The sequence below is a fragment of the Sphingomonas metalli genome (assembly GCF_014641735.1).
Lineage (GTDB): Bacteria > Pseudomonadota > Alphaproteobacteria > Sphingomonadales > Sphingomonadaceae > Sphingomonas > Sphingomonas metalli.
The window spans coordinates 252,350-274,532 of record NZ_BMIH01000005.1; the positions used below are offsets into that span (position 1 = coordinate 252,350).

Below are 22,183 nucleotides of genomic sequence, written 5' to 3' on the forward strand. Positions count from 1 at the left end.
GAAATACGCGCCTTTTCCGCGAGCTAGCAAGCGACAAGCATGACGGTGCGCTTTCGGGGAAACAGTCTGCGGCGCGATCGGCGGTGACCTGAAAAATTCATTCGAGGCGGCTCGTTAACCATCCTGATGCGTTGGCGGCGCGGAGGTAAGGTCATGGCGCGCATCATCAAGGGCTGGTTCCGCCGCTGGATCGACCAGGCAGAGGCGATCGACCATGCGCCGCCTGGCGCCTGCGCGATCTGCGGGATCGAGACGCCCGGGGATAATTGCTGCGCGGGCTGCGGCCCCGGCGGCTGGTAAGGTCTGCCCGATCAGGCGCGCTCCATCGATACCGGTACGGATGGCGACATCGACGGCGCAACGGCAGGCCGCACCGCCTCGCCGATGACGAGCAGGGCGGGATCGTCGGCACTGATCGCCTCGACCAGAAAGGCGAGCGAGGACAGGCGACCGCGGATGATGCGCTCGCCGGGCAGCGATGCATTGACCACGACCAGAACGGGCGTGTCGGCGCATCGTCCGGCCGAGAGGAGCCGCTGCATCACCAGCGTCGCTGCGGCCCGGCCCATATAGACGGCGAGCGTCGCTTCGCCCGCCGCCAGGGCGCGCCAATCCAGATCGAGCGCCTCGCCCGTCCGGGCGTGGGCGGTGACGAAGGTCAGCTGCCGCGCCGCGCCGCGCAGCGTCAGGCTGACGCCCGCCGCGGCGACCGCAGCACTGGCGGCGGTCACGCCCGGGCAGATGCGCACCGGGACGCCGGCAGCGGCACAGGCCGCCACCTCCTCCGCGGTCCGGCCGAAGATCGCGGGATCGCCGCCCTTCAGCCGGACGACGCGCCGACTCTCGCGTGCGGCGGCGACGATCAACCGATCGATCGTCGCCTGATCCCGCGAGTGCCGGCCCGACCGCTTGCCCACGCTGATCTGGTCGGCCTCATCGGGGATCAGGTCGAGCACGCCGGGGCCGACCAGCGCATCGTAAAAGACGATATCGGCCGCCGCGATCAGCCGTCCCGCCTTGTGCGTCAACAGGTCCGGGTCGCCCGGACCCGCGCCGACCAGCCAGACGGTGCCGGCGGGAAAATCGTCATGCGGCATGGTGGATCTCCCGGGTAAGCAGGCGACCGAGCGCGGGACGGCACGAACCGCACTGGGTTCCGGCGCCGATCGCCGCCCCGATCGCCGCAACATCGGTCAACCTCTGGCTTCGTATCGCATCGACGATCGTCCGCATCCCGATATCGAGGCAGGCGCACACGGTCGGGCCGCGGTCGACGGTCACGCCCGGCATGCGCCCGGCGAGAACCATCGGCGAAGCCTGCGGCGCGGCGAGTTGCTCGATCAGCCAGTCGCGACCCGGCAGCAACCCGGTCTGCGTGACGAACAGCGCAGCGGCGAGCCGCCCCTCGGCCAGTATCGCGACCCGTCGCGTGCCGCGGGCCGGATCCGCCGCCTCGATCCTGGTGCCGCCGGGCAGGCAGGCTTCCAGTCGCGCCGGATCCTCGTCGCCGGCGAGCTCCCACAGGGTGCCGAGCGGCACCGCGACGCGCGTCGCCCACAGGCAGTCGGGGCGCCGCGCCGCCTCGCCGGCAAGGATCAGGAAGCCCCGCCAGCGCGTCGCCACGGCTTCGATCGCCGCCGGCGTCGCCTTGAAGCCCGGCTGGCCCGAAATGGGGTCGACGTGCGGACGAGGCAGGTATCCGGTGCGGCCGCCGCTCGCGGTGCGGTCGGTCCAGTGGATCGGCACGAACAGCTCGCCCGGTCGCTGCCCATCGCTGATCCGTGCGCGATAGAGGCTGGCGCCCTGCGGCGTGGAGACGTGGGCCAGCCCGCCATCCGCAATCCCCAGCCTTGCCGCATCGGCGGGATGCACCTCGACCAGCGGCTCCTCGCGATGGCGCGCCAATTTGGGGGCGAGGCCGGTGCGCGTCATGCTGTGCCACTGGTCGCGATATCGCCCGGTATTGAGCGTCAGCGGCCAGTCCCTGAGCGGCGCGGGCAGTGCGCGCTGCACCACCGGCACCAGCCGCGCGCGCCCGTCCGCTGTCGGGAATCGCCCTTCGGCGAAGGGTGTGCCGCCCCACCGGAACGGCGCCATCGCCTCATAGCCCTCATTCCCGCCGCCGGAATGCCCGGGCAGCGCGAACAATCGGCTGCCGTCGTTCTGGTAGGTCGACAGGCGCGCATGCTCGCGCCAGATCTCGGCGGGGTGATCATAGGCGAAGGCGGTCTTCCACCCCATGCGCCGGCCGATCTCCTTGACGATCCACCAGTCGGGCTTCGCCTCGCCGGGAAGCGGCAGGACGGCCCGCTGCCGGCTGACCGTCCGATCCGAGTTCGTGACCGTCCCGTCCTTCTCGCCCCAGGCCGCGGCAGGCAGGCGGACATGCGCGAAGGCGGACGTATCGGTGTCGGCGATCACGTCGCTGACCACGACGAACGGACAGGCCGCCAGCGCCGCGCGGACCGACCCGGCATCCGGCATCGACACGGCGGGATTGGTCGCCATGATCCACAGCGCCTTGATCCGCCCCTCCCCGACCGCCCGGAACAGATCGACCGCCTTGAGGCCCGGCTTCGTCGCGATCGTCGGTGCGGCCCAGAAGCGCTGCACGCGCGCGCGATCCGGCTCGTCGAAACCCATATGCGCCGCCAGCGTGGAGGCGAGGCCGCCGACCTCGCGCCCGCCCATCGCATTGGGCTGGCCGGTGATCGAGAAGGGCTGCGCGCCCGGCTTGCCGATCCGGCCGGTGGCGAGATGGACGTTGAGGATCGCGTTGACCTGATCGGTGCCGGCAACCGACTGGTTGATGCCCTGGCTGAACAGCGTCACCGTGCGCGGGGTAGCGGCGAAGAGTTCGTGAAAGGCGCGCAGGTCGGCCGCCGCGACGTCGCAGGTGCGCGCCACCGACCACAGGTCGCTCCCCTCGCCCGTCTGTGCCCAGAATTCCGCGGATGCGCTCACATGGTCGCGGAGGAAGCCGGCGTCGAGCACCCCCGCCTCGCGGCACCAGTGGAGCAGCCCGTTCATCAGCGCCACGTCGCTGCCGGGCCGGATCGGCAGGTGCAGGTCGGCCTCTCCGGCCGTCTCGGTCCGGCGCGGATCGATCACCACCAGCTTTGCCCCCGCCGCGCAGCGGGCGCGCAGCCGCTGATAGACGATGGGATGGCACCAGGCGGTGTTGCTGCCGATCAGCACGATCAGGTCGGCCGCGTCGACGTCCTCATAGCTGGCGGGGACGACATCCTCGCCAAAGGCGCGGAGGTGACCGGCCACTGCGCTCGACATGCACAGGCGCGAGTTGGTGTCGATGTTCGCCGCGCCGATGAAACCCTTCATCAGCTTGTTGGCGACATAATAGTCCTCCGTCAGCAACTGGCCGGACACGTAGAAGGCGACGCTGTTCGGCCCGAACTCCGCCACGGCGTCGCGAAAGCGGCGTGCGACCAGATCCAGCGCCCGGTCCCAGCCCGCACGGCGCTTGCCGATCATCGGATGGAGCAACCGACCGTCCAGCCCCACCGTCTCGCCCAGGTGCGTGCCCTTGGAACAGAGCCGGCCGCGATTGGCGGGATGGTCGGGATCGCCCTCGATCCGCACCGAACGCTCACCGGTGCGCGTCGCGACGATGCCGCATCCGACCCCGCAATAGGCGCAGGTCGTGCGGACACTCACAGCCGCTCCTCCCCGCCAGCCGGGAGGATCTGCGCCATCTTCATGCCGCCGCCTTCAGCGTGCCGGCGCGGCAAAGCAGCACGCGCCCGCCGCTGACCTTCACCGGCACGGTCGGGGTGCAGCCCCGGTCCTCGCCCAGCGCCTCGCCCGTCGCCAGGCTGATCCGCCAGTTATGCAGCGGGCATGCCACCGCGCCGCCATGGACGATGCCCTGCGACAGGCGACCATGCTTGTGCGGGCAGCGGTCGAGCAGCGCGAAGACGCGGTTGTCGCCGGTGCGGAAGACGGCGATGTCGTCGCCGCCATCGACCTGCACCGTGCGGCTGCCGCGCAGCGGGATTTCCTCGACCCAGCCGATATCGAGCCAGTCGCCGGTCATGCCATTTCCTCCACCGGAGTGAACCGCGCCATCGGGGCGTGGATGTCCTGCGCGTCGCCGGCGGCGCGGGCCGCCCAGGGATCGTCCTGCGAGAAGCGCTGCGAGTAGAAGAACCGTCCGGCCAGCGCCGCCCGCGCCGCCGCATCGGGCAACAGCCGCGACTGGACATAGGCAAGGCCGACCCGCTCGATCCACGGCGCCGTGCGCTCCAGATAGCGCGCCTCCTCGCGGTAGAGCTGGATGAAGGCGGCGCACATCTCCAGCGCCTCGCCCTCGGTCGCGACCTTGCAGAGCAGGTCGGTGGCGCGCACCCTGATCCCGCCATTGCCGCCGACATGCAGCTCGTAGCCGCTGTCGACACAGACCACGCCGAAATCCTTGATCGTCGCCTCGGCGCAGTTGCGCGGGCAGCCGCTGACGGCGATCTTGAACTTGTGCGGCATCCACGAGCCCCAGGTCGACCGCTCGATCTTCACGCCCAGCCCGGTCGAATCCTGCGTGCCGAACCGGCACCATTCGCTGCCGACACAGGTCTTCACCGTGCGCAGCGACTTGCCATAGGCATGGCCGCTGACCATCCCCGCCGCGTTCAGGTCCGCCCAGACCGCCGGTAGGTCCTCCTTGCGGATGCCGAAGATGTCGAGCCGCTGGCCGCCGGTCACCTTGACCATCGGCGCATTGTACTTTTCTACGACGTCGGCGATGGCGCGCAGCTCCTTCGGGCTGGTCAGCCCGCCCCACATGCGCGGCACCACCGAATAGGTGCCGTCCTTCTGGATGTTGGCGTGCATCCGCTCGTTGACGAAGCGGCTCTGCTGGTCGTCGATATAGTCGCCGGGCAGCGCGCAGAGCAGATAATAGTTGAGCGCGGGCCGGCAGGACGAGCAGCCGTCGGGCGTCGCCCAGTGCAGCTTCTGCATCACCTCGGGGATCGAGCGCATGGCCTGCGCGACGATCTCGCGGCGCACATCGTCATGGCCGAACGTCGTGCATTTGCACAGGGTCTTCGGCCCGGCCTCCACCTCGCCGCCGAGGCGCAGCGCCAGCAGGCTTTCGACGATGCCGGTGCAGGAGCCGCAGCTCGCCGATGCCTTGCACCCGCTGCGCACCGCATCGAGGCTGTGCGCGCCGCCGTCGATGCACGCCAGCACCCTGCCCTTGGACACGCCGTTGCAACCGCAGATCTCCGCCTCGTCGGAGAGGGCCGCAACGGCCGCCCTAGGGTCCGCCTGCCCTCCTCCCTGGGCGAAGGCCTGGCCGAAGATCAGCACGTCGCGAATGTCGCCGACGCTCTCGCCCTTCTTCAGCAGGTCGAAATACCAGTTGCCGTCGGCGGTATCGCCATAGAGGACCGCGCCGACGATGCGGTCTTCCTTCACCACCACCCGCTTGTAGATGCCGCGGCTCGCATCGCGCAGCACGATGTCCTCCGCGCCGTCGCCGCCGGAGAAGTCGCCCGCCGAGAAGACGTCGAGCCCCGCGACCTTCAGCTTGGTGGAGGTGGGCGCCGGGCGATAGCCGCTCGGCCGCCCGGCCAGCCCGTCGGCCAGCGCACGGCACATGTCCCACAGCGGCGCGACGAGGCCGTAGACCTGCCCGTCATGCTCGACGCATTCGCCGACCGCGAGGATGGCGGGGTCGCTGGTGACCATATGGTCGTCCACCCGGATCCCCCTCCCGATATCCAGCCCGGCCTCGCGCGCCAGCGCGACCGAGGGGCGGATGCCGACCGCCATCACGACGAGGTCGGCGGGGATAGTCGTTCCGTCCTTCAGCCGCACCGCCTCGACCCGGCCGTCGCCGACGATCTCGGCCGTGTCCGCACCGGTCAGGATGGTCTGCCCGCGCGCTTCCAGCGCGGTCTTGAGCAGCCAGCCCGCCGCCTCGTCGAGCTGCCGCTCCATCAGCGTGGGCATGATGTGGAGCACCGTCACCGTCATGCCGCGCAGGCTGAGCCCGTGCGCCGCCTCCAGCCCCAGCAGCCCGCCGCCGATCACCACCGCGCTGCCGCCCCGCTCCGCCGCGGCGAGCATATGGTCGACATCCTTCATGTCGCGAAAGCCGATGACCCCCGGCAGGTCCTTGCCCGGCACGGGGATGATGAAGGGGTCCGATCCCGTCGCGATCAGCAGCCGGTCATAGTCCAGCACCAGCCCGCTGCGGCTCGTCACCGTCCGCGCCGCGCGATCGATCGCTACCACCGGGTCGCCGCTCAGCAGGGTAATGCCGTTATCGGCATACCAGTCGAAACCGTTGAGGACGATCTCGTCGAAGGTCTTCTCGCCTGCCAGCACCGGCGAGAGCATGATGCGGTTGTAGTTCACCAGCGGCTCCGCGCCGATGATCGTCACGCGATAGCGGGCGGGATCGCGCGCCAGCAGCTCCTCGACGGCGCGGCACCCGGCCATGCCGTTGCCGATCACGATCAGATGGTCGCGGGTGTCGCCCGGGGGCACCGCGATGGGCTCGTGCTTCATCGTCCTGTCCTTTCCCGATGCTCAGATGCGCACGCCGGCGGCCGCGCCCCAGCTCTGCCGCCAGCCGCGCTTGACCGCGGTCAGCCCCGCCAGCGCTGCCAGCGCCAGCCCCGCGAAGATCAGGAAGCCGGGGGCGAAGCTTCCCGTCCACTGCTTCGCCAGCCCCAGCGAGGAGGCGAGGTAGAAGCCGCCCACTCCGCCCGCCATGCCGACCAGCCCGGTCATCACCCCGATTTCGGCGGCGAAGCGCTGCGGGACGAGCTGGAAGACCGAGCCGTTGCCAACCCCCAGCGCCAGCATCGCCAGCACGAACAGCGCCAGCGCCGCCTCGATCGTCCCCGCGGCAGCGACCCCGGCCAGCGCGAGGGCGGCGACCATGAACACCGCGGTCAGCGCCTTCACCCCGCCGATCGCATCGGCCAGCGCCCCGCCCATCGGCCGCACCAGCGATCCGGCGAAGACGCAGGCGGCGGTGGCATAGCCGGCATGGATGGTCGACAGGCCGAACCGGTCGGTGAAGTAGATCGGCAGGCTCGCCGCCAGCCCGACGAACCCGCCGAACGTCACCGCATAGAAGGCCATCAGCCACCAGGCGTCCGGCTGGCGCAGCGGCGTCAGATATTCGGTCAGCCGCTTGGGCGCGGGCGGGTTGGGCGCATCCTTGGCCAGCGCCATATAGACGAGGAAGACGAGCGTGAGCGGCAGGCAGGCCAGCCCCAGCACCGCGTTCCAGCCGAACAGCCGGGCGAGCGCCGGGGCGAACAGCGCCGCCAGCACGGTGCCCGAATTGCCCATGCCGGCCAGCCCCATAGCCTTGCCCTGATGCTCGGGCGGATACCAGCGGCTGGCGAGCGGCAGCGCTATTGCGAAGGACGCGCCGGCAAAGCCCAGCACGACGCCCAGCGCCAGCGTGCCGGCGAAGCTCGTCACCCCCGCCGCCGAGGCGGAGGCCAGTCCGGCGATGACGATGATCTGGCTGATCGCGCCCGCCCGCTTCGGCCCGATCCGGTCGACCAGCAGCCCGTTGACGACGCGCAGCACCGCGCCCGCCAGCGTCGGCACCGCGACCATCAGCCCCTTCTGCGCCGGGGTGAGCCCGAGGGTCGCGGCGATCTCAGGCGCCAGTGGTCCGAGCAGCACCCAGACCATGAACGCCAGATCGAAATAGAGAAAGGCTGCGATCAGCGTGGGCATGTGCCCGCTGCGCCAGAAACCGTCGTCTTCGTCCGCCGTCCCGTTCCACACCACCGTCGCCATCGCCCGTCCCCTTCGGCTGAGCCGGAAATGAAAAAAGCCGCCAGGACGGCGACCCGTGGCGGGTGCGTCCTGGCGGCTTCGTTGCCTCATCGGATGCCGGTCAACCCGGCGATCCGTCAGCGGGAACCTCCCCGGCGCTGGAGAGGCATGTCGCTGCTATCTCGTGCCCGACGTCATTGCCGGACGACCATCAAGCTGCCTGATTCGCCCGCCCGCCGCAAGCCCCTTTCGCATGTGCAGCATCCGGCCGGGTCGACGGCTACATTCTGTGTCCCGTGGCTTCAGGGCAAACCCGCCAGATACCCCGGGATATCGTCTGGATTGAACGCCCGCCCGTCGAAGAACCGGTCGTTACCCAAGAGCAGCCGCCCCTGTGTCGAGCCGGCGCCGATCGGCTCGCCCAGCGCCCCCTCCAGCTTGGAACTCGCGCCCGGCAGCGGCGCGCCGGTGCCGGCGAGCGCGGCGCGGTAGAGGTCGGGGCGGAAGGTGGCCGCCGCCGTCGCCGCCTCGCCGGGATCGTAGCCGCGCCCGTCCCAGCGCGTCATCTGGGCGTAGAGCCATGCCGCCTGGCTGCGCCACGGAAAGTTCGCCGCCTCGCGATACTGGAACATGAAGTCGGGATAGGCCACGGGCGCGCCGCCCGGCACCAGCCTCAGACGGTCGGTGATCGCACGCAGGATCGCGTCGACCGGCGCGTCGCAATAGGCCGGCCGGGCGAGGATCGCCGCACTCGCCTCTGCCGTGTCCGGCCGGACGAACCATTCGGCGGCGGCATGGAGCGCGCGGATCAGCCGCTGCGTCGCCTCCCCCCGCTCCGCAGCGACGTCGGCGCGCATCGCCAGCACCTTCTCGACCCCGCGCCGCCAGATCTGTGCGGTGGCCAGCGCGATCCTGCCGACTCCGCGATCGACCGCGATCGAATTCCACGGCTCGCCCACGCAGATCCCGTCCACCTCCCCCGCCGCCAGCGCATCGGCGGCAAAGGTCGGGCTGGTCACGACGATCTCGACATCGCTGTCCGGCCGCACCCCGACCTCGGCCAGCCAGTAGCGCAGCATATAGTTGTGACTGGAATAGCGGTGCACCACGCCGAAGCGCAGCCGCCGCCCGGCCGCCGCCCGCGCCCGCGCAACCTCGCGCAGGGCGGCGCCGAGCGCATGGGGATCGCCCAGCCCGTCGCCCAGCCCGCAGGCCTCGCCCAGCGCGATCGAGAAGGTGATGGCATTGCCGTTCAGGCCGAGCACGAACGGCACCGCCATGGCGGTCGCCGGCCGGTCCCGCCCCAGAGCGGTGGCGATGGCGAGCGGGGCGACCATATGCGCCGCGTCGCTGTGTCCGTAAAGCAGCCGGTCGCGCACCGTCGCCCAGGTGACGTCGCGGACCAGCGTCAGCGCCAGACCCTCCGCTTCGGCGAAGCCGAGCTCGTGCGCCAGGATCGGCAGCGCGGCGTCGACCAGCGGCACGAAGCCGATGCGAAAGGCTTCGGTGCTCATGGCAGGTCCCCCATCAGCGCGTCGCTGGTCACGATCGCCTCGGCCACCTCGGCGATGCGGCGGTTCGACTGCATCGCATGGCCGCGCAGCAGCGCATAGGCGGCGGGCTCGTCGATCCCGCGGCGACGCATCAGGATCGCCTTGGCGCGATCGATCGTCTGGCGGTCGGCCAGCGCGGTCCGCGCCTCGGCCAGCTCGGCCTGCAGGCGGGAAAAGGCCTGGAACCGGCGGATGGCGACGTCGAGCACCGGTTTGATGCGCTGCTTGGCCAGCCCGTCCACGACATAGGCCGACACTCCCGCGTCCACCGCCGCCAGCGCGCTCTCGGCATCCGACTGGTCGACGAACATCGCGATCGGCCGGTCGAGCGCGCGCGACATGGCGAAGAAATCCTCCAGCAGGTCGCGGCTGGGATTTTCCAGGTTGATGAGCACCACCTCGGGCGCACAGGCCTCGATCTGCCGTGCCAGCGGACCTTGCGGGTCGATCACGACCTGATCGTCGAGCCCGGCCTCGCGCAGTCCTTCGGCGATGATCGCCGCGCGCGTGGTGCTGGTGTCGATGATCGCGATCCTCACGGCCGCGCCGCTTAGCGCGGGAACACCGGTCAGGCCAGCGCCCCGGCACGTGCGCGCCGGCGGGGCGGCCCCACACCCCCATCCGGCCCGTCGAGTCGATGCCCGAACCGGTCGTCATATTAGTTTCACCCAAACGTCCCGGATCTGACGTGCTTGGCACCTAAGCGCCCGGAAGCGCCGCGGGGGAAGCGGCCAGGGGGATCGGGATCATCATGAAGAGCTTCGTGCTCCTGGCCGGCGCGTCGACGCTCGGCCTTTGTCTGGCGGGCACCGCCTCGGCACAGACGTTGCCGGCGGCCAGCAACACCGCCGCGGCGGACGAGGCCGCGCAGGCCGATCTGACGACCGACAGCGAGATCGTCGTGGTCGGCACCGCGCAGGGCGAGAAGAAGGCGATCGAGACCAAGCGCCAGGCCGACAATGTCGTCGAGGCGCTCTACGCCAACGATGTCGGCAAGCTGCCCGACCAGAATGTCGCGGAGGCGGTGCGCCGCCTGCCCGGCCTGTCCGTCGCCAACGACCAGGGCGAGGGCCGCTACGTCATCATCCGCGGCGTCAATCCGAACCTCGTCAACGTGGTCCTGAACGGCCTCACCCTGCCCGCCCCCGAACCGGACGGGCGGCAGGTGAAGCTGGACGACATCCCCTCGGCGCTGATCAACTCGGTCATCGTCACCAAGTCGCTGACCGTCGACCAAGACGCCAATGCGATCGGCGGCGAGGTCAATATTCGCACGCTGACCGCCTTCGACCGCAAGGCGCCGCTCTTCGCCGATGCGCGGATCCAATATGGCAGCTACCATCTCAATGGCGGCCATCCCTATGAGGGCGATGCGCAGGTCGGCGGCCGCTTCGGCCAGAACGAGCAGTTCGGCGCGGTCCTCTCGGTGAATTATTCGCGCCGGCCGATCGAGTCGCAGAACTTCCAGGGCTCGACCAACTGGCGCGTGCCATCGGCGAGGAACGGCAACACCGTCACCAATGCCAATCAGAGCTACGTCCTTCCCGACCAGGCGGGGCTGCGCGACTATAATCTGGTCCGCACGCGCAAGGGCGTGGTGCTCAATCTCGACTGGCATCCGAGCGACGTCGCCAAGCTGTTCCTGCGCGGTACGCTGTCCCGGTTCGACGACAACGAGACGCGCGACCAGTTCATCATCGACAACCAGACAGTCTTCAGCAACCAGACCGCGACCACCGGCACCTTCACCGGCCGCGGCAGCGTGCGCGTCCGGCGCCGGCAGGAGGTCGACAACACCAAGTCGGTGCAGGGCGGCGGCAATTTCCGGCTGGGCGGCGCGGCGCTCGACATTGCGGGCGGCTGGACGCGGGCGCAGAAGCGGGATCCGCTCCGCTCCGAATATAATTTCCGCACCGGCGGCACCGCGCTGACCGTCGATTACGACATATCGGACACGCCCTTCCTCTTTACCCCGCGCGTCCGGCCCAACGCCAACCAGACCGCCTATGCGCTTAACAGCGTCAACTACGACACGCGCAACGCGATCGAGACGCTGCGCCAGGGCCGCGTCGACCTGACCCTGCCGGTCGCGGTCGGCAACGACAGCAGCGTGAAGCTCGGCGTCAAATATCTCGACCGCCACAAGACCAATGCCCGCGACTTCCTGACCTATGGTCTCACCAGCGGGCGGACCTTTACCCTCGCCAGCGTCTCCTATCCGGGTGCGACCGATTTCTATAACGGCCGCTACATCTTTCCGGTCCGGGTCAGCTACGATCGCAAACAGGCCTTCATCGCCGCCAATCCCGGCGTGATCACCGCGAACGTCGCGTCGAGCCGGGCCAACAGCCTCGCCAACGACTATGCGGTCCGCGAGCAGATCTGGGCGGGCTATGCGATGGCGACGGCGCATCTGGGGCCGATCACGCTCGTCCCCGGCGTCCGCGTCGAGCATACCCGCGACCGTACCAAGGCGAAGCTGGTCACCGCCACCGCCGCGCTCGACAGCGACTATAACAGCTTCGGCACGCGGAATTACACCAACTGGTTCCCCGGCCTGAACGCCAAATGGGAGATCGCCGGCGGCCTGATCGCCCGCGCCGCGGTCACCACCGCGATCGGCCGGCCCAACTATCCCGACCTCGCGCCCTATGTGCAGGTCGACCTGACCACCTCGCCGACCACGGTGACGCTCGGCAATCCGGCGCTGAAGCCCTACAAGGCGACCAACTACGACGCGGCGCTGGAATATTATCTGCCGGGCCAGGGGCTGATCTCCGTCGGCTATTTCCGCAAGGACATCGATGATCCGATCTACACCGGCACGACGGTGAACGTCGCTGGCACCTTTGCCGGACAGGCGCTGACCGGGATCAACCGCGTCCAGCCGCTCAACGTCGACAGCGCGAAACTGGAAGGGTTCGAGGCGAACCTGCAGGTCCGCTTCACCTTCCTGCCCGGCGCGCTCGACGGCTTCGGCATCGCCGCCAACTATGCCCGCATCACCGGCCATGGCGAGGGCACCATCCCCGGCGGCCGGAGCGGCCGGTTCCCGCTCTTCCTCCAGTCGCGCGACGTCGGCACCGCACAGATCTTCTACGAGAAGTACGGGCTCGCAGCGCGCGCGGCCTATTCCTACCGCTCGCGGTATCTCGACACGATCGGCGCCACCGCGGCGACCGATCAATATACCGACCGCAACGGCCAGCTCGACCTCAACCTGTCCTACGAGGTGACCCCGCAGCTGACCTTCTTCGGCCAGGCGCTCAACCTCACCGACGCGCCGTGGCGGCGCTATATCGGTGTGCCGAACCAGCTGGTCGAGCGGGAGCGCTATGGATACAGCTTCCGCTGGGGCGCGCAGCTGCATTACTGAGGACGCCGTGATGAAGCCGATCCTGCTCGCCGCCGCGCTGCTGACGGCCGCACCGCTCGCGGCGAAGGCGCCGGTCGCCGGCGGGCCCGTGCCGGCCGGGCTGAAGCTCGACCGCGTGGTGCTGATGATGCGCCACGGCGTGCGTCCGCCGACCAAGGCACCGCCGATGCCCGCCGGCACCGCCAGCGCGCCCTGGCCGACATGGCCGGTCAAGCCCGGCTATCTGACCCCGCACGGCCGCGCTGCGGTGGCGACGCTCGCTCGCAACGACCGGTCGGCGTGGATCGCGGCGGGGCTGCTGCGACCCACCGGCTGCATGCGGCTGCGGGTGGTCGCCGACAGCGACGAGCGTACGATCGAAACGGCGCGCGCCTATGCCGGATCGCTCGCTTCGGGCTGTGCCCAAGTCATCGAGCACAAGCCGCAGGACGTGCCCGACCCGCTGTTCGCACCGCTCGACCAGCCGGGCGTGGCCTTCGATCCCGCACAGGCCCGCGCCGCGGTGCTGGCGGATGCCGGCGGCGAGGCCGGACTGGCGGCGGAGGAGGCACGGCTTCGTCCCCTGCTCGCCCGGCTGGACGCGGTGCTCTGCGCGCCCGTGTCGGCGGCCTGCGGCGTATCGCGCGCGCCGAGCGGGCTGGCGGCGGTGGAGCCCGGCAAGCGCCCGAAGCTCACCGGCGCACTCGACCGGGCCTCGACCGCGGCGCAGATCCTGCTGCTCGAATATGCCGACGGCAAGCCGATGGCGGAGGTCGGCTGGGGCCGGGTCAGCGCCGCGGATATCGGCCGCTTCGCCGAGTTCCATGCGGCCGAGTTCCGCCTGCTCGCCCGCCCGCGCTACGTCGCCCGCGCCAATCTGGCGCTGCTCGCCCCGCTGATCGTGGAGGCGCTCACGGCCGCCGACGGACCGGCGGTGACGATGATCTCCGGCCACGACACCAATGTCGCGAGCCTGGGCGGGCTGCTGGGCCTGCACTGGCAGGTACCCGGCGTCGCTGCCGACGATCCGCTGCCGGGCGGCGCGATCGTGCTCGAGCGGCTGGTCGATCGCGCCGGACGGCATTACGTGCGCGCGCGCTACCGGGCCCAGACACTCGCGCAGATCCGCGATCTCGCACCCGCCACGGGCTATGACGCGATACTGCCCATCGCCGGCTGCAATGCGATCGGCGTGACCGGTCTCTGCACGGAGGCGGAGTTCGTCCGCGCGCTGACGCGCTAGTTCCCGGCCAGGCCATATGACCGTCTACGCCGGGAAAGGCCTTGATCCCGAGGAAGAACCGGCACCTGGGCGGTGCGGCGGCGTTGATCCTCGCATGTGGACGAGGTGGAAGCGTGGCTCAACTCGGCGATGTCCTGAAGGCGATCGGCCCCAATGCGTCGATCGTCTTCGCGGCCTGGATCTTCATGGGGTTCCTGCAGCAGCGGTACGACAACGCGATCGATCGGTATCGCGCGGCGGTGGGCGACTTCCGGTCGCACGACCATGAAGGGGGCCGGGCAGGGAACCTCGAGGACCAGATCCTGACCTATCAGCATCGCTGCCGCCTGATGGGGACCGCGACGCTGCTCGGCCTGGTCGCCGCGATCCTGCTGATCGCCGCGCTGATTTGCGGCGCCGCCGATGTGCTCATGCCGCACCAGCCGCTGATCACCGCCGCCGGCATCGCCGCATCGGTGATCGGGTGCGCCCTGGTCATCGCGGCGGCCGGCTTCGTCATTGCCGAGGGCCGGATCGTCCGCCGACAGCTCGACGACGAATTGCGCGACCTGCCGGCCCTGGCCGGACATGCGAGACACCGGGTCGAGGGAGCGGGTCGCGATACGCCGGGGTGAGCCGCCTAGCCCCCGATCCAGTCATCCTGGATCGGGGTCGCTTGGGCGTTACCGGATCGGAGCCCGGCGGCCGGTCCTGCCGCTCAATCCGCCCCGCAGCTAACCGGTCCGGCCGGCGCGCTGCCGATCCGCACATCGGAGATGTCGATGCCCAGCGATCCGGCCGCGGTCAGGATGAAGGGTTGGGTCACCTTGTCCATCGCGATGCCCCGATCGGCGAAGCAGCGCAGCGGCACGGCGGTGGTGGCCCAGTCGCCCGGCTTCAGCGCACCCGTCAGCGGCACGGTCGCCACCTTGCCGGCATTGGCCATGCCCAGCGTCACCGGACCCGCTGGGGCGGCGGTGACGCGATAATCGAGGATCAGGCTGAGCTGGCCGTTCGATTCGCGCGTGAGATCGATCGGCGTCGCCTGTTCGATCGCGACGCTGCCCGGCCCCTTGGCGCTGATCCGCAGGCTGTCCTCCTGCCCCCGTCGGTCGGTGCGAGCGACGACCGCCGCCCCGCCGCTGTTGATCCGCGCACCGCCGGCGACCCGCCCGCGCACGAACAGCGCATTCTGGTCGCCCGCCGCGACCTTCGGTTTGGTCTCGTCGAGCCGGGCGACGGTGCTGCGGTCGGCATAGGTCAGGCCGTAGCCGATCGGGAAGAGCGGATCGTAATTCGCGTCGCGCCGGTTGAGGACGTTCTGATCGACGCGCCTGGGCCAGCTGAACGACAATTTGCCGCGAAAGTCGTGCGCCGCCCGCCCGTCCTTCCCAGCGATCAGCACATCGGCGACGCCGCCGCCCTCGGTTCCCGGCAGGAAGGCCGCGACGAAGGCGTCGGCCGCGTTCAATTCCGGATTCACCCAGAGCGGCCGGCCCGACAGAAAGACCGCGACGGTCGGGATGCCGGCGGCCTTCAGCTTGCGGAGCAGCGCCAGATCGGCCTTGTCGTCGGGACTGTATTCCAGCGTCGGCCGGTCGCCGGTGAACTCGGCATAGGGCGTCTCGCCGAAGACGACGATGGCGACGTCCGGCTTGGCGGTGAAGGTGCCGTCGACCGCCAGCGTCGCCCGGCCGCCCGCGGCGCGTGCGGCCTGATCGATCCCCGACCAGATCGACTGGCCGTTGGGAAAGTTCGCATTGCTCACGTCGGTGCCCTGCCAGGTGATGGACCAGCCGCCCGATTGCTGCCCGATATCGTCGGCGCCGCGGCCCGCGACGAGGATCGACGCCCCCGGCTTCACCGGCAGCACGCTGCCATTGTTCTTGAGCAGCACCAGCGATTCCCGCACCGCCTGCCGGGCGATGGCGCGATGTTCCGGCGCGCCGAGCAGCGCGAACTTGCCCGCCATCGGGCGGGACGAGGGCCGCCCCGCATCGAACGTGCCCGCGATCACCTTGACCCGCAGGATGCGGCGAACCGCGTCGTCGAGCCGCGCGGCCGGGATCGTGCCGTCCTTCGCCTCGCGCAGCGTATTGGCGTAGAGCTCCTTCCACTTCGGGCCCGAATACATGAACATGTCGAGCCCGGCATTGATCGCGGGCGCACAGTCTTCGTTGGTGCAGCCGGTCACCTGGCCATGCGCGTTCCAGTCGCCGATGGTGAAGCCCTGGAAGCCCCAGCGCTCCTTCAGCACGCCGGTGAGCAGGCTCTTGTTGCCGGTCATCTTCTCGCCGTTCCAGCTCGAGAAGCTGGGCATCACGGTCAGCGCACCGGCGGGGAGCGCGGTCATGTAGCCGGCGGCATGGACGTCGCGGAGCACCGCCTCGCTGACCCGCGTGTCGCCCTGGTCATGGCCGCCGGTGCCGCCATCGCCCAGGAAGTGCTTGACCGAGGAGATGACGTGACCGGGCTTCATGAAGTCCTGGCCGATCGTGCCCTGAATGCCCTCGACCATCTGCCCGGCATAGCTGGCGACGATCGCCGGATCCTCCGAATAGCTTTCGTAGGTGCGGCCCCAGCGATCGTCCTGCACCACGGCGACGGTGGGCGCGAAGCTCCAGTCGATGCCGGTCGCGGCGGTCTCGATGGCGGTGATCGCGCCGATCTTCCGGATCAGCGCGGGGTCGCGCATCGCGCCGAGACCGATATTGTGCGGGAAGAGCGTCGCACCGACGATGTTGTTGGCGCCATGGACGGCGTCCGTGCCCCAGATCACCGGCACGACCGGCCGGCCGTCGCTGCGCTTCACCGACGCGTCGTAGAGGGCGTCGAACAGCTTGAGCCATTCGGCAGCGGGCGCGAATTCGTCGCGGTTCGGGGCCGAGTTGCCGCCGTTCAGGATCGATCCGAGCTTGTAGGTCTCCAGGTCCCTGGGTTCGATGCTGGCGATGTCGACCTGGATGAGCTGGCCGACCTTGTCCTCCACCGACATCTTCGCGAGGATCGCGTCCACCCTAGCCTCGACCTTGGCGTCGCGCTTCAACCGCATCGGCAGCACCGGCCACTGGTCGGGATGGGCGACCGCGCCAGACGGTCGGGCCTGTTGCGCGGCGCCGGGGGCGGCTGCCACTGATAGCGCAACCATTGCGGCCATTGTGCCGAACTTCAATGCCATCATCCTCTTCCCCATTTTATGCGATGTCGCGGAATGTCTCCGCAGCGACTGGCCGATGCCGTGCCACGGTTGTTGCCCGGCAACAATATCTATTTCAATTTGGCTTTTTCCGCACGCTGTGCTTCCTGTCCGCAATACGACCTCCGGCGCGCTGCCGGGGCATGAAGGGGCGGATGATGACAGCGAAGCGCGGAGCGACAATGGCGTCGGCAATGGCATGGGCCATGATGCTCGGCGCGGGGACGGCGGGCGCGCAGACCTATGGTCCGATCAACGCCGATCTTCCCGCCGGCGGCGAGGCAGTGCGGCAGGCGATCGGCGGCGATGGCGCGCCCGCGATCGCAGCCGAAAGCTGGACCCTCTCGGCCTGGATCGAGGCGCGCGGCACCGGCCCCGGGCTGGTCGAGATCGCCGGGTTCGGCGGCGAGACGGGGCCGCGGCGCTACCTCGCCCTTCGCGACGGCCGTGCCGCTCTGGTCACCGAGGCGGGGACGATCGCAGGCGGTGGACGCCTGGGCTCCGGGCGCTGGCATCTGATCGCCGCCACCGCAGAAGGCGGCATGGTGAGCCTCTTCGTCGACGGCCGGTCGGTCGCGCGCCAAAGACTGGCGAGCGCCCCGGTGCCGGCGGTCGCGACGCTGGCACCCCGGGTCGCGGGCGCCCCCGTCTTTGCGGGCCGGGTCGCGAACTTCCAGCTCGACAGCGGTGCGGTGCCCGCGGCGACCCTGCGCCGACGCGCCGCGACCCCGCCCGATCCGGCGCTGATCGCCTTCATCCAGGGCAGCCCGCGCTGGCCTGTCCAGGTCCGGCAGATGTACGGGCAGGCCGCACCACAGGACGCCTGGACGCTCCCCCGGTCGAAGGCGCCGATCCCCGCCCCCGTCGCCAAGCCGCTGCCGGTGTCGCGCGGTCCGGTGCGACAGGCGGACGGCAGCTGGACCCTCGACGGCTGGCGACTGGCCGAGGCGCCCGGGGTCACCGCGGCGGGCGAGGCGATCAGCCGACCGGGTTTCGATGCGGCTCGCTGGTATGCCGCCACGGTCCCCGGGACGGTGCTGACGACGCTCGTCGATCGCGGCGTCTATCCCGACCCGGCCTATGGCCTCAACAATACGGTCATCCCGGAAAGGCTCGCCCGCCAGGACTATTGGTACCGCACCGAATTCGACGTTCCGGTCGAGGCGGCGGGACGGCGGCAGGTGCTGATCTTCGACGGCGTCAACTATGCCGCGGAGGTTTGGGTGAACGGCCGCCGGATCGGCGCGATGAAGGGCGCCTTCATCCGCGGCCGCTTCCCGGTCGTTCTGGCGCAAGGGCGCAACGCGATCGCGGTCCGCGTCTCGCCACCGCCCCATCCCGGGCTGGCGCACGAGGAGTCGCTGACCGCGGGGGTGGGCGAGAATGGCGGCATGCAGATGCTCGACGGACCGACCTTCGTCGCGACCGAGGGCTGGGACTGGATCCCGTCGATCCGCGACCGCAATACCGGGCTGTGGCAAGGCGTAAGGCTGGCGACGACGGGCGCTGCCGAACTGGGCGATGCGCAGGTCGTCACCGCCCTGCCCCGCGCCGACAATTCGATCGCCGACGTGACGATCGCCGTTCCGGTGACGAATACCTCCGAACGGTCGGTGACCGCGACGGTGCGCGCCGCCTTCGACGATATCGCGGTGGAGCGCGCGGTGACGCTCGCTCCCGGTCAGACCGCGTCGGTGACGATGGCGCCTGCAGACTTCCCCGCACTGCGCGTTCGAAATCCGAAATTGTGGTGGCCCAACGGTTATGGCGAACCGACGCTGCACGCGCTCGCCCTGTCCGCCAGCGTCGATGGCCAGGCGAGCGACGAGCGGCGGCTGCGCTTCGGCATGCGGCAGGTGACCTACGACCTGTCGCTGATGAACCGGAACGGTGCGCTGCGCCGGGTTGGGATCGACCTGACCCGCGCCCGCGCCCTCGGTCAGCGCATCGTCGACGGCAGCCATGACGGGATCCGCAAGGTGCCCAATGGCTGGGCGGCGAGCCTGCGGCCGGAGGCGGAGACAAGCCCGGCCGTGACGCCGGTCGTCGATGCGCCCGGCCTGTCCCCCCATCTCGTCATCCGCGTCAATGGCGTGAAGATCGCCGCGCGCGGCGGCAATATCGGCATGGACGACTTCATGAAGCGGGTCGATCGTACGCGGCTGGAGCCGATGTTCCGCCTCCACCGCGACGCGCATCTCAACATCATCCGCAACTGGGTCGGCCAGGATACCGGCGAGACCTTCTTCGACCTTGCCGACGAATATGGCCTGATGGTGCTGAGCGATTTCTGGGAATCGACACAGGACTACAATATCGAGGCGCAGGACGAGGCGCTGTTCATGGCCAATGCGACCGACGTGGTGAAGCGCTATCGCAACCACCCTTCGATCGTGCTGTGGTTCGGCCGCAACGAGGGGGTGCCGCAGCCGCTGCTCAACGAGCGCCTCGAGGAGCTGATCGCGACCCAGGACGGCACGCGCCTCTATATGGGTTCGTCCAACCGCGTGAACCTGCAGAATTCGGGGCCCTATAACTGGCGGCCGCCGGTCGAGTATTTTACCGAACACGCGCGCGGCTTCTCGGTGGAGAGCGGCACGCCCTCGCTACCCACGCTGGAGGCGTGGCAGCGCGCGATCCCGGCGGCGGACCAATGGCCGATCAGCGATACCTGGGCCTATCACGACTGGCACCAGACCGGGAACGGCGGCGTCGGCAGCTATATGGACGCCCTGGCCGCGCGGTTCGGCGCGGGCACCAGCCTGCCCGATTTCGAGCGCAAGGCGCAGATGATGCAGTATGAAAGCTACCGCGCGATCTTCGAGGGGATGAATGCCGGGCTGTGGACGGTGAACTCCGGCCGGATGCTGTGGATGACGCAGCCCGCCTGGCCCTCTTCGGCCTGGCAGATCTTCTCGTCCGACTATGACACGCATGCCAGCTTCTACGGCGTCAAGAAGGCCTCGGAGCCGGTCCACGTCCAGATGAATTTGCCCGACGGGGAGGTGGTGCTGGTCAACAACCGCCTGGCGGCGATCCCCGGCGCCACGGTAACGGCGAAGGTGGTCGATCTGGCGGGTCGGACCCTGGCGGAGCGGCAGGCGACGCTCACCGCCCGGCCGCAGGCCGCCAACGCCGCCTTCGCGCTCGACCTGCCAACGCTCACTTCCAGCGGCATGGTGCTGGTGCGGCTGACCGCCCGCGACGCCGCGGGGACGGAGTTGTCGAACAACCTCTACTGGCAAGGGAAGGACGATGCCGCCTATCGCGGCCTGGTGGCGCTGCCGCCGGTGACTCTGGCCGCGCAGGCGGAGGCGCGGGCGGCGGGCGACGAGACCGAGATGCGCGTGACGCTCCGCAACCCCTCCGCGACCCCGGCCATCGAGGCGAAGCTCACCGTCTTCGCCGCGGACGGCAGCCAGATCCTGCCCGCCTATTTCAGCGACAATTACGTGTCGCTGCTGCCCGGCGAGACGCGCGCGGTGACGGTGCGCGTTCCCGCCGGGCGCGCAACTGGCGCGCAGGTCGCGATCCGCGGCTGGAACGTCGTCGCCGGCACGGCGAGGGTGCAATGACGCCGCTGCTCGCCCTCGCCGCGCTCGCCGCGGCTGCACCGGTCGCGCCTGCCGCACCGGTCGTGCGCACCGATGACGGGCCGGTTCAGGGAGCGGCGCTCGCGGATGGCGGCGCAGTCTTCCGCGGCATCCCCTATGCCGCGCCGCCTGTTGGCCCTCTTCGCTGGCGTGCGCCGGTCCGGCCCCGCGGCTGGACGCGGCCGCGCGCCACGGTGGCGGAGCATGCCGCCTGCCCGCAGATCGTCTATGGCGACTGGAACCGCGAAGCCGCCCGCACCGGCGACGAGGATTGCCTGTTCGTCGACGTGCGGACCCCCGGCCTTTCTGGCCGTCGCCCGGTCATGGTGTGGATCCATGGCGGCAGCAATCGCGCCGGCGCAGGCGGCGGCACCGTCGAGTCGCGGATCACCGACAAGGGCATCGTGCTGGTCAGCATCCAGTACCGGCTGGGGACGCTCGGCTTCCTCTCGCATCCGGCGCTCAGCCGCGAACAGGGCGGGCATAGCGGCAATTACGGGCTCATGGACCAGCAGGCGGCGCTACGCTGGGTCCACCGCAACATCGCGCGCTTCGGCGGCGATCCGGCGCGGGTGACGATCGCCGGCGAATCGGCGGGCGCGATGGATGTCGGTCTGCATCTGCTCAGTCCCGGTTCGCGCGGCCTGTTCGCACAGGCGATCGCGGAAAGCGGCACCGCCGGCTTCGGCACGCCGCCGCGCAGCCTCGCCGCCAACGAGGCGCTGGGCGTCCGCATCGCACGAAGGGCCGGGCTGTCGGCAACCGCCGGCACCGCGGCGCTGCGCGCCTTACCGGTGGCGGCGATCCTGGCGGCGGACGACCGGGTCGACGTGCCCGGCCTCGACGACGACAGCTTCGTCTGGTTGCAGGCGGTGGTCGACGGCCGCGTCCTGCCCGACACGCCGGCGCGCCTGTTCGCAAGCGGGCGCTTCGCGGCCGTGCCGCTGCTGATCGGGGTCAATGCCCGCGAACTGGGCCTGCATGGCGGCCGCGCCGCCGCGGTGGCGACCGTCCGCCGCGAGTTCGGCCGCGAGGCCGGACAGGCACTCAAGCTGTACGGGCTGGCGCCCGGCTTCACTCCGCTCGATGATCCGCGACTCGGCGACGTGACGCAGCAGCTGGCGACCGACCTGACCTTCCGCTGCCCGACGATCGCGGTATCGAACGCGCTCGCCGCGCGCGGCGTGCCGGTCTGGCAATATCAGTTCGACTTTGCGCCCCCGGGCGGGGCGGTCAGCCATGCCAGCGAGCTGCGCTACGTCTTCGATCCGCCCCGGCCCGGCGAGCCGCCGCTGCAGGACTATTGGGCAGCCTTCGTGCGCGCCGGCCGACCCGCCGGCGCCAGGCTGCCGGACTGGCCGCGCTATTATGCAGGCCGACGCGGCTATATGGCGTTCGATCAGGGCGGCCCGGTGGCGAAGACCGGGTTGCGGCGGGCGATCTGCACGCTGCGCGCGGCGCCCTGAGCATGGTCGAGGGGCCGGGGATCCACCGGCG

At 70.1% G+C, this 22,183-nt stretch carries 14 protein-coding genes; 6 read left to right on the top strand and 8 right to left on the bottom strand.

Annotated elements, in window-relative coordinates:
- Nucleotides 1–153: 153 nt before the first annotated feature.
- The gene (locus tag IEX18_RS17110; RefSeq protein WP_188660740.1) at nt 154–300 is read left to right on the top strand and encodes a hypothetical protein; all 147 of its coding nucleotides are present in this window, start codon (nt 154–156) and stop codon (nt 298–300) included.
- 11 nt (nt 301–311) lie between these two features.
- Here the strand turns inward: IEX18_RS17110 and cobA are convergent, their stop codons facing one another.
- The 7 genes from cobA to IEX18_RS17145 all read right to left on the bottom strand — a co-directional run bounded on the left by cobA (nt 312) and on the right by IEX18_RS17145 (nt 9,859).
- Nucleotides 312–1,097 (bottom strand): uroporphyrinogen-III C-methyltransferase, encoded by a 786-nt coding sequence (gene cobA / locus IEX18_RS17115; RefSeq protein WP_188660743.1) that lies wholly within the window; start codon nt 1,095–1,097, stop codon nt 312–314.
- Nucleotides 1,087–3,675 carry a nitrate reductase gene (locus IEX18_RS17120; RefSeq protein WP_188660746.1) on the bottom strand — a complete coding sequence of 863 codons (2,589 nt, stop codon included), beginning with the start codon at nt 3,673–3,675 and terminating at the stop codon, nt 1,087–1,089. The genes cobA and IEX18_RS17120 overlap by 11 nt, the downstream gene beginning before the upstream one ends.
- Nucleotides 3,676–3,715: 40 nt before the next feature.
- Nucleotides 3,716–4,054, bottom strand: a complete 339-nt coding sequence (gene nirD / locus IEX18_RS17125; protein WP_188660749.1) for a nitrite reductase small subunit NirD — start codon at nt 4,052–4,054, stop codon at nt 3,716–3,718.
- Nucleotides 4,051–6,531, bottom strand: coding sequence for a nitrite reductase large subunit NirB (nirB, locus tag IEX18_RS17130; protein WP_188660753.1), 2,481 nt, complete (start codon nt 6,529–6,531; stop codon nt 4,051–4,053). The genes nirD and nirB overlap by 4 nt, the downstream gene beginning before the upstream one ends.
- 21 nt (nt 6,532–6,552) lie before the next feature.
- Entirely contained in the window at nt 6,553–7,788 is a 1,236-nt protein-coding gene (locus IEX18_RS17135; RefSeq protein WP_188660757.1) for a nitrate/nitrite transporter, read from the bottom strand.
- 281 nt (nt 7,789–8,069) lie between these two features.
- Nucleotides 8,070–9,281 carry an ABC transporter substrate-binding protein gene (locus IEX18_RS17140; protein WP_188660759.1) on the bottom strand — a complete coding sequence of 404 codons (1,212 nt, stop codon included), beginning with the start codon at nt 9,279–9,281 and terminating at the stop codon, nt 8,070–8,072.
- Nucleotides 9,278–9,859, bottom strand: a complete 582-nt coding sequence (locus tag IEX18_RS17145) for an ANTAR domain-containing response regulator (protein WP_188660762.1) — start codon at nt 9,857–9,859, stop codon at nt 9,278–9,280. The genes IEX18_RS17140 and IEX18_RS17145 overlap by 4 nt, the downstream gene beginning before the upstream one ends.
- Nucleotides 9,860–10,071: 212 nt before the next feature.
- Here IEX18_RS17145 and IEX18_RS17150 point away from each other — a divergent pair, with 212 nt between their 5' ends.
- The 3 genes from IEX18_RS17150 to IEX18_RS17160 all read left to right on the top strand — a co-directional run bounded on the left by IEX18_RS17150 (nt 10,072) and on the right by IEX18_RS17160 (nt 14,532).
- The gene (locus IEX18_RS17150) at nt 10,072–12,696 is read left to right on the top strand and encodes a TonB-dependent receptor (RefSeq protein WP_188660765.1); all 2,625 of its coding nucleotides are present in this window, start codon (nt 10,072–10,074) and stop codon (nt 12,694–12,696) included.
- Nucleotides 12,697–12,706: 10 nt separating this feature from the next.
- Nucleotides 12,707–13,918, top strand: a complete 1,212-nt coding sequence (locus IEX18_RS17155; RefSeq protein WP_188660768.1) for a histidine-type phosphatase — start codon at nt 12,707–12,709, stop codon at nt 13,916–13,918.
- A 113-nt stretch (nt 13,919–14,031) separates the two neighbouring features.
- Nucleotides 14,032–14,532: a DUF2721 domain-containing protein gene (locus tag IEX18_RS17160; RefSeq protein ID WP_188660771.1), complete on the top strand. Its 501-nt coding sequence runs from the start codon at nt 14,032–14,034 to the stop codon at nt 14,530–14,532.
- Nucleotides 14,533–14,615: 83 nt separating this feature from the next.
- Here the strand turns inward: IEX18_RS17160 and IEX18_RS17165 are convergent, their stop codons facing one another.
- Entirely contained in the window at nt 14,616–17,075 is a 2,460-nt protein-coding gene (locus tag IEX18_RS17165; RefSeq protein WP_188660868.1) for a glycoside hydrolase family 3 protein, read from the bottom strand.
- Nucleotides 17,076–17,287: 212 nt separating this feature from the next.
- Between IEX18_RS17165 and IEX18_RS17170 the strand changes: the two genes are divergently transcribed.
- Nucleotides 17,288–20,668 (top strand): glycosyl hydrolase 2 galactose-binding domain-containing protein, encoded by a 3,381-nt coding sequence (locus IEX18_RS17170; protein WP_229664679.1) that lies wholly within the window; start codon nt 17,288–17,290, stop codon nt 20,666–20,668.
- Nucleotides 20,665–22,152, top strand: coding sequence for a carboxylesterase/lipase family protein (locus IEX18_RS17175; RefSeq protein WP_188660777.1), 1,488 nt, complete (start codon nt 20,665–20,667; stop codon nt 22,150–22,152). Before IEX18_RS17170 ends, IEX18_RS17175 begins: the two co-directional genes overlap by 4 nt.
- The last annotated feature ends 31 nt before the right edge of the window (nt 22,153–22,183 follow it).

Excerpts from the sequence above, each read along its gene's own strand:
- IEX18_RS17110 (WP_188660740.1), top strand. The coding sequence starts at position 154 with ATGGCGCGCATCATCAAGGGCTGGTTCCGCCGCTGGATCGACCAGGCA.
- cobA (WP_188660743.1), bottom strand. The coding sequence starts at position 1,097 with ATGCCGCATGACGATTTTCCCGCCGGCACCGTCTGGCTGGTCGGCGCG.
- nirD (WP_188660749.1), bottom strand. The coding sequence starts at position 4,054 with ATGACCGGCGACTGGCTCGATATCGGCTGGGTCGAGGAAATCCCGCTG.
- nirB (WP_188660753.1), bottom strand. The coding sequence starts at position 6,531 with ATGAAGCACGAGCCCATCGCGGTGCCCCCGGGCGACACCCGCGACCAT.
- IEX18_RS17135 (WP_188660757.1), bottom strand. The coding sequence starts at position 7,788 with ATGGCGACGGTGGTGTGGAACGGGACGGCGGACGAAGACGACGGTTTC.
- IEX18_RS17140 (WP_188660759.1), bottom strand. The coding sequence starts at position 9,281 with ATGAGCACCGAAGCCTTTCGCATCGGCTTCGTGCCGCTGGTCGACGCC.
- IEX18_RS17150 (WP_188660765.1), top strand. The coding sequence starts at position 10,072 with ATGAAGAGCTTCGTGCTCCTGGCCGGCGCGTCGACGCTCGGCCTTTGT.
- IEX18_RS17155 (WP_188660768.1), top strand. The coding sequence starts at position 12,707 with ATGAAGCCGATCCTGCTCGCCGCCGCGCTGCTGACGGCCGCACCGCTC.
- IEX18_RS17165 (WP_188660868.1), bottom strand. The coding sequence starts at position 17,075 with ATGGCATTGAAGTTCGGCACAATGGCCGCAATGGTTGCGCTATCAGTG.
- IEX18_RS17170 (WP_229664679.1), top strand. The coding sequence starts at position 17,288 with ATGGCATGGGCCATGATGCTCGGCGCGGGGACGGCGGGCGCGCAGACC.
- IEX18_RS17175 (WP_188660777.1), top strand. The coding sequence starts at position 20,665 with ATGACGCCGCTGCTCGCCCTCGCCGCGCTCGCCGCGGCTGCACCGGTC.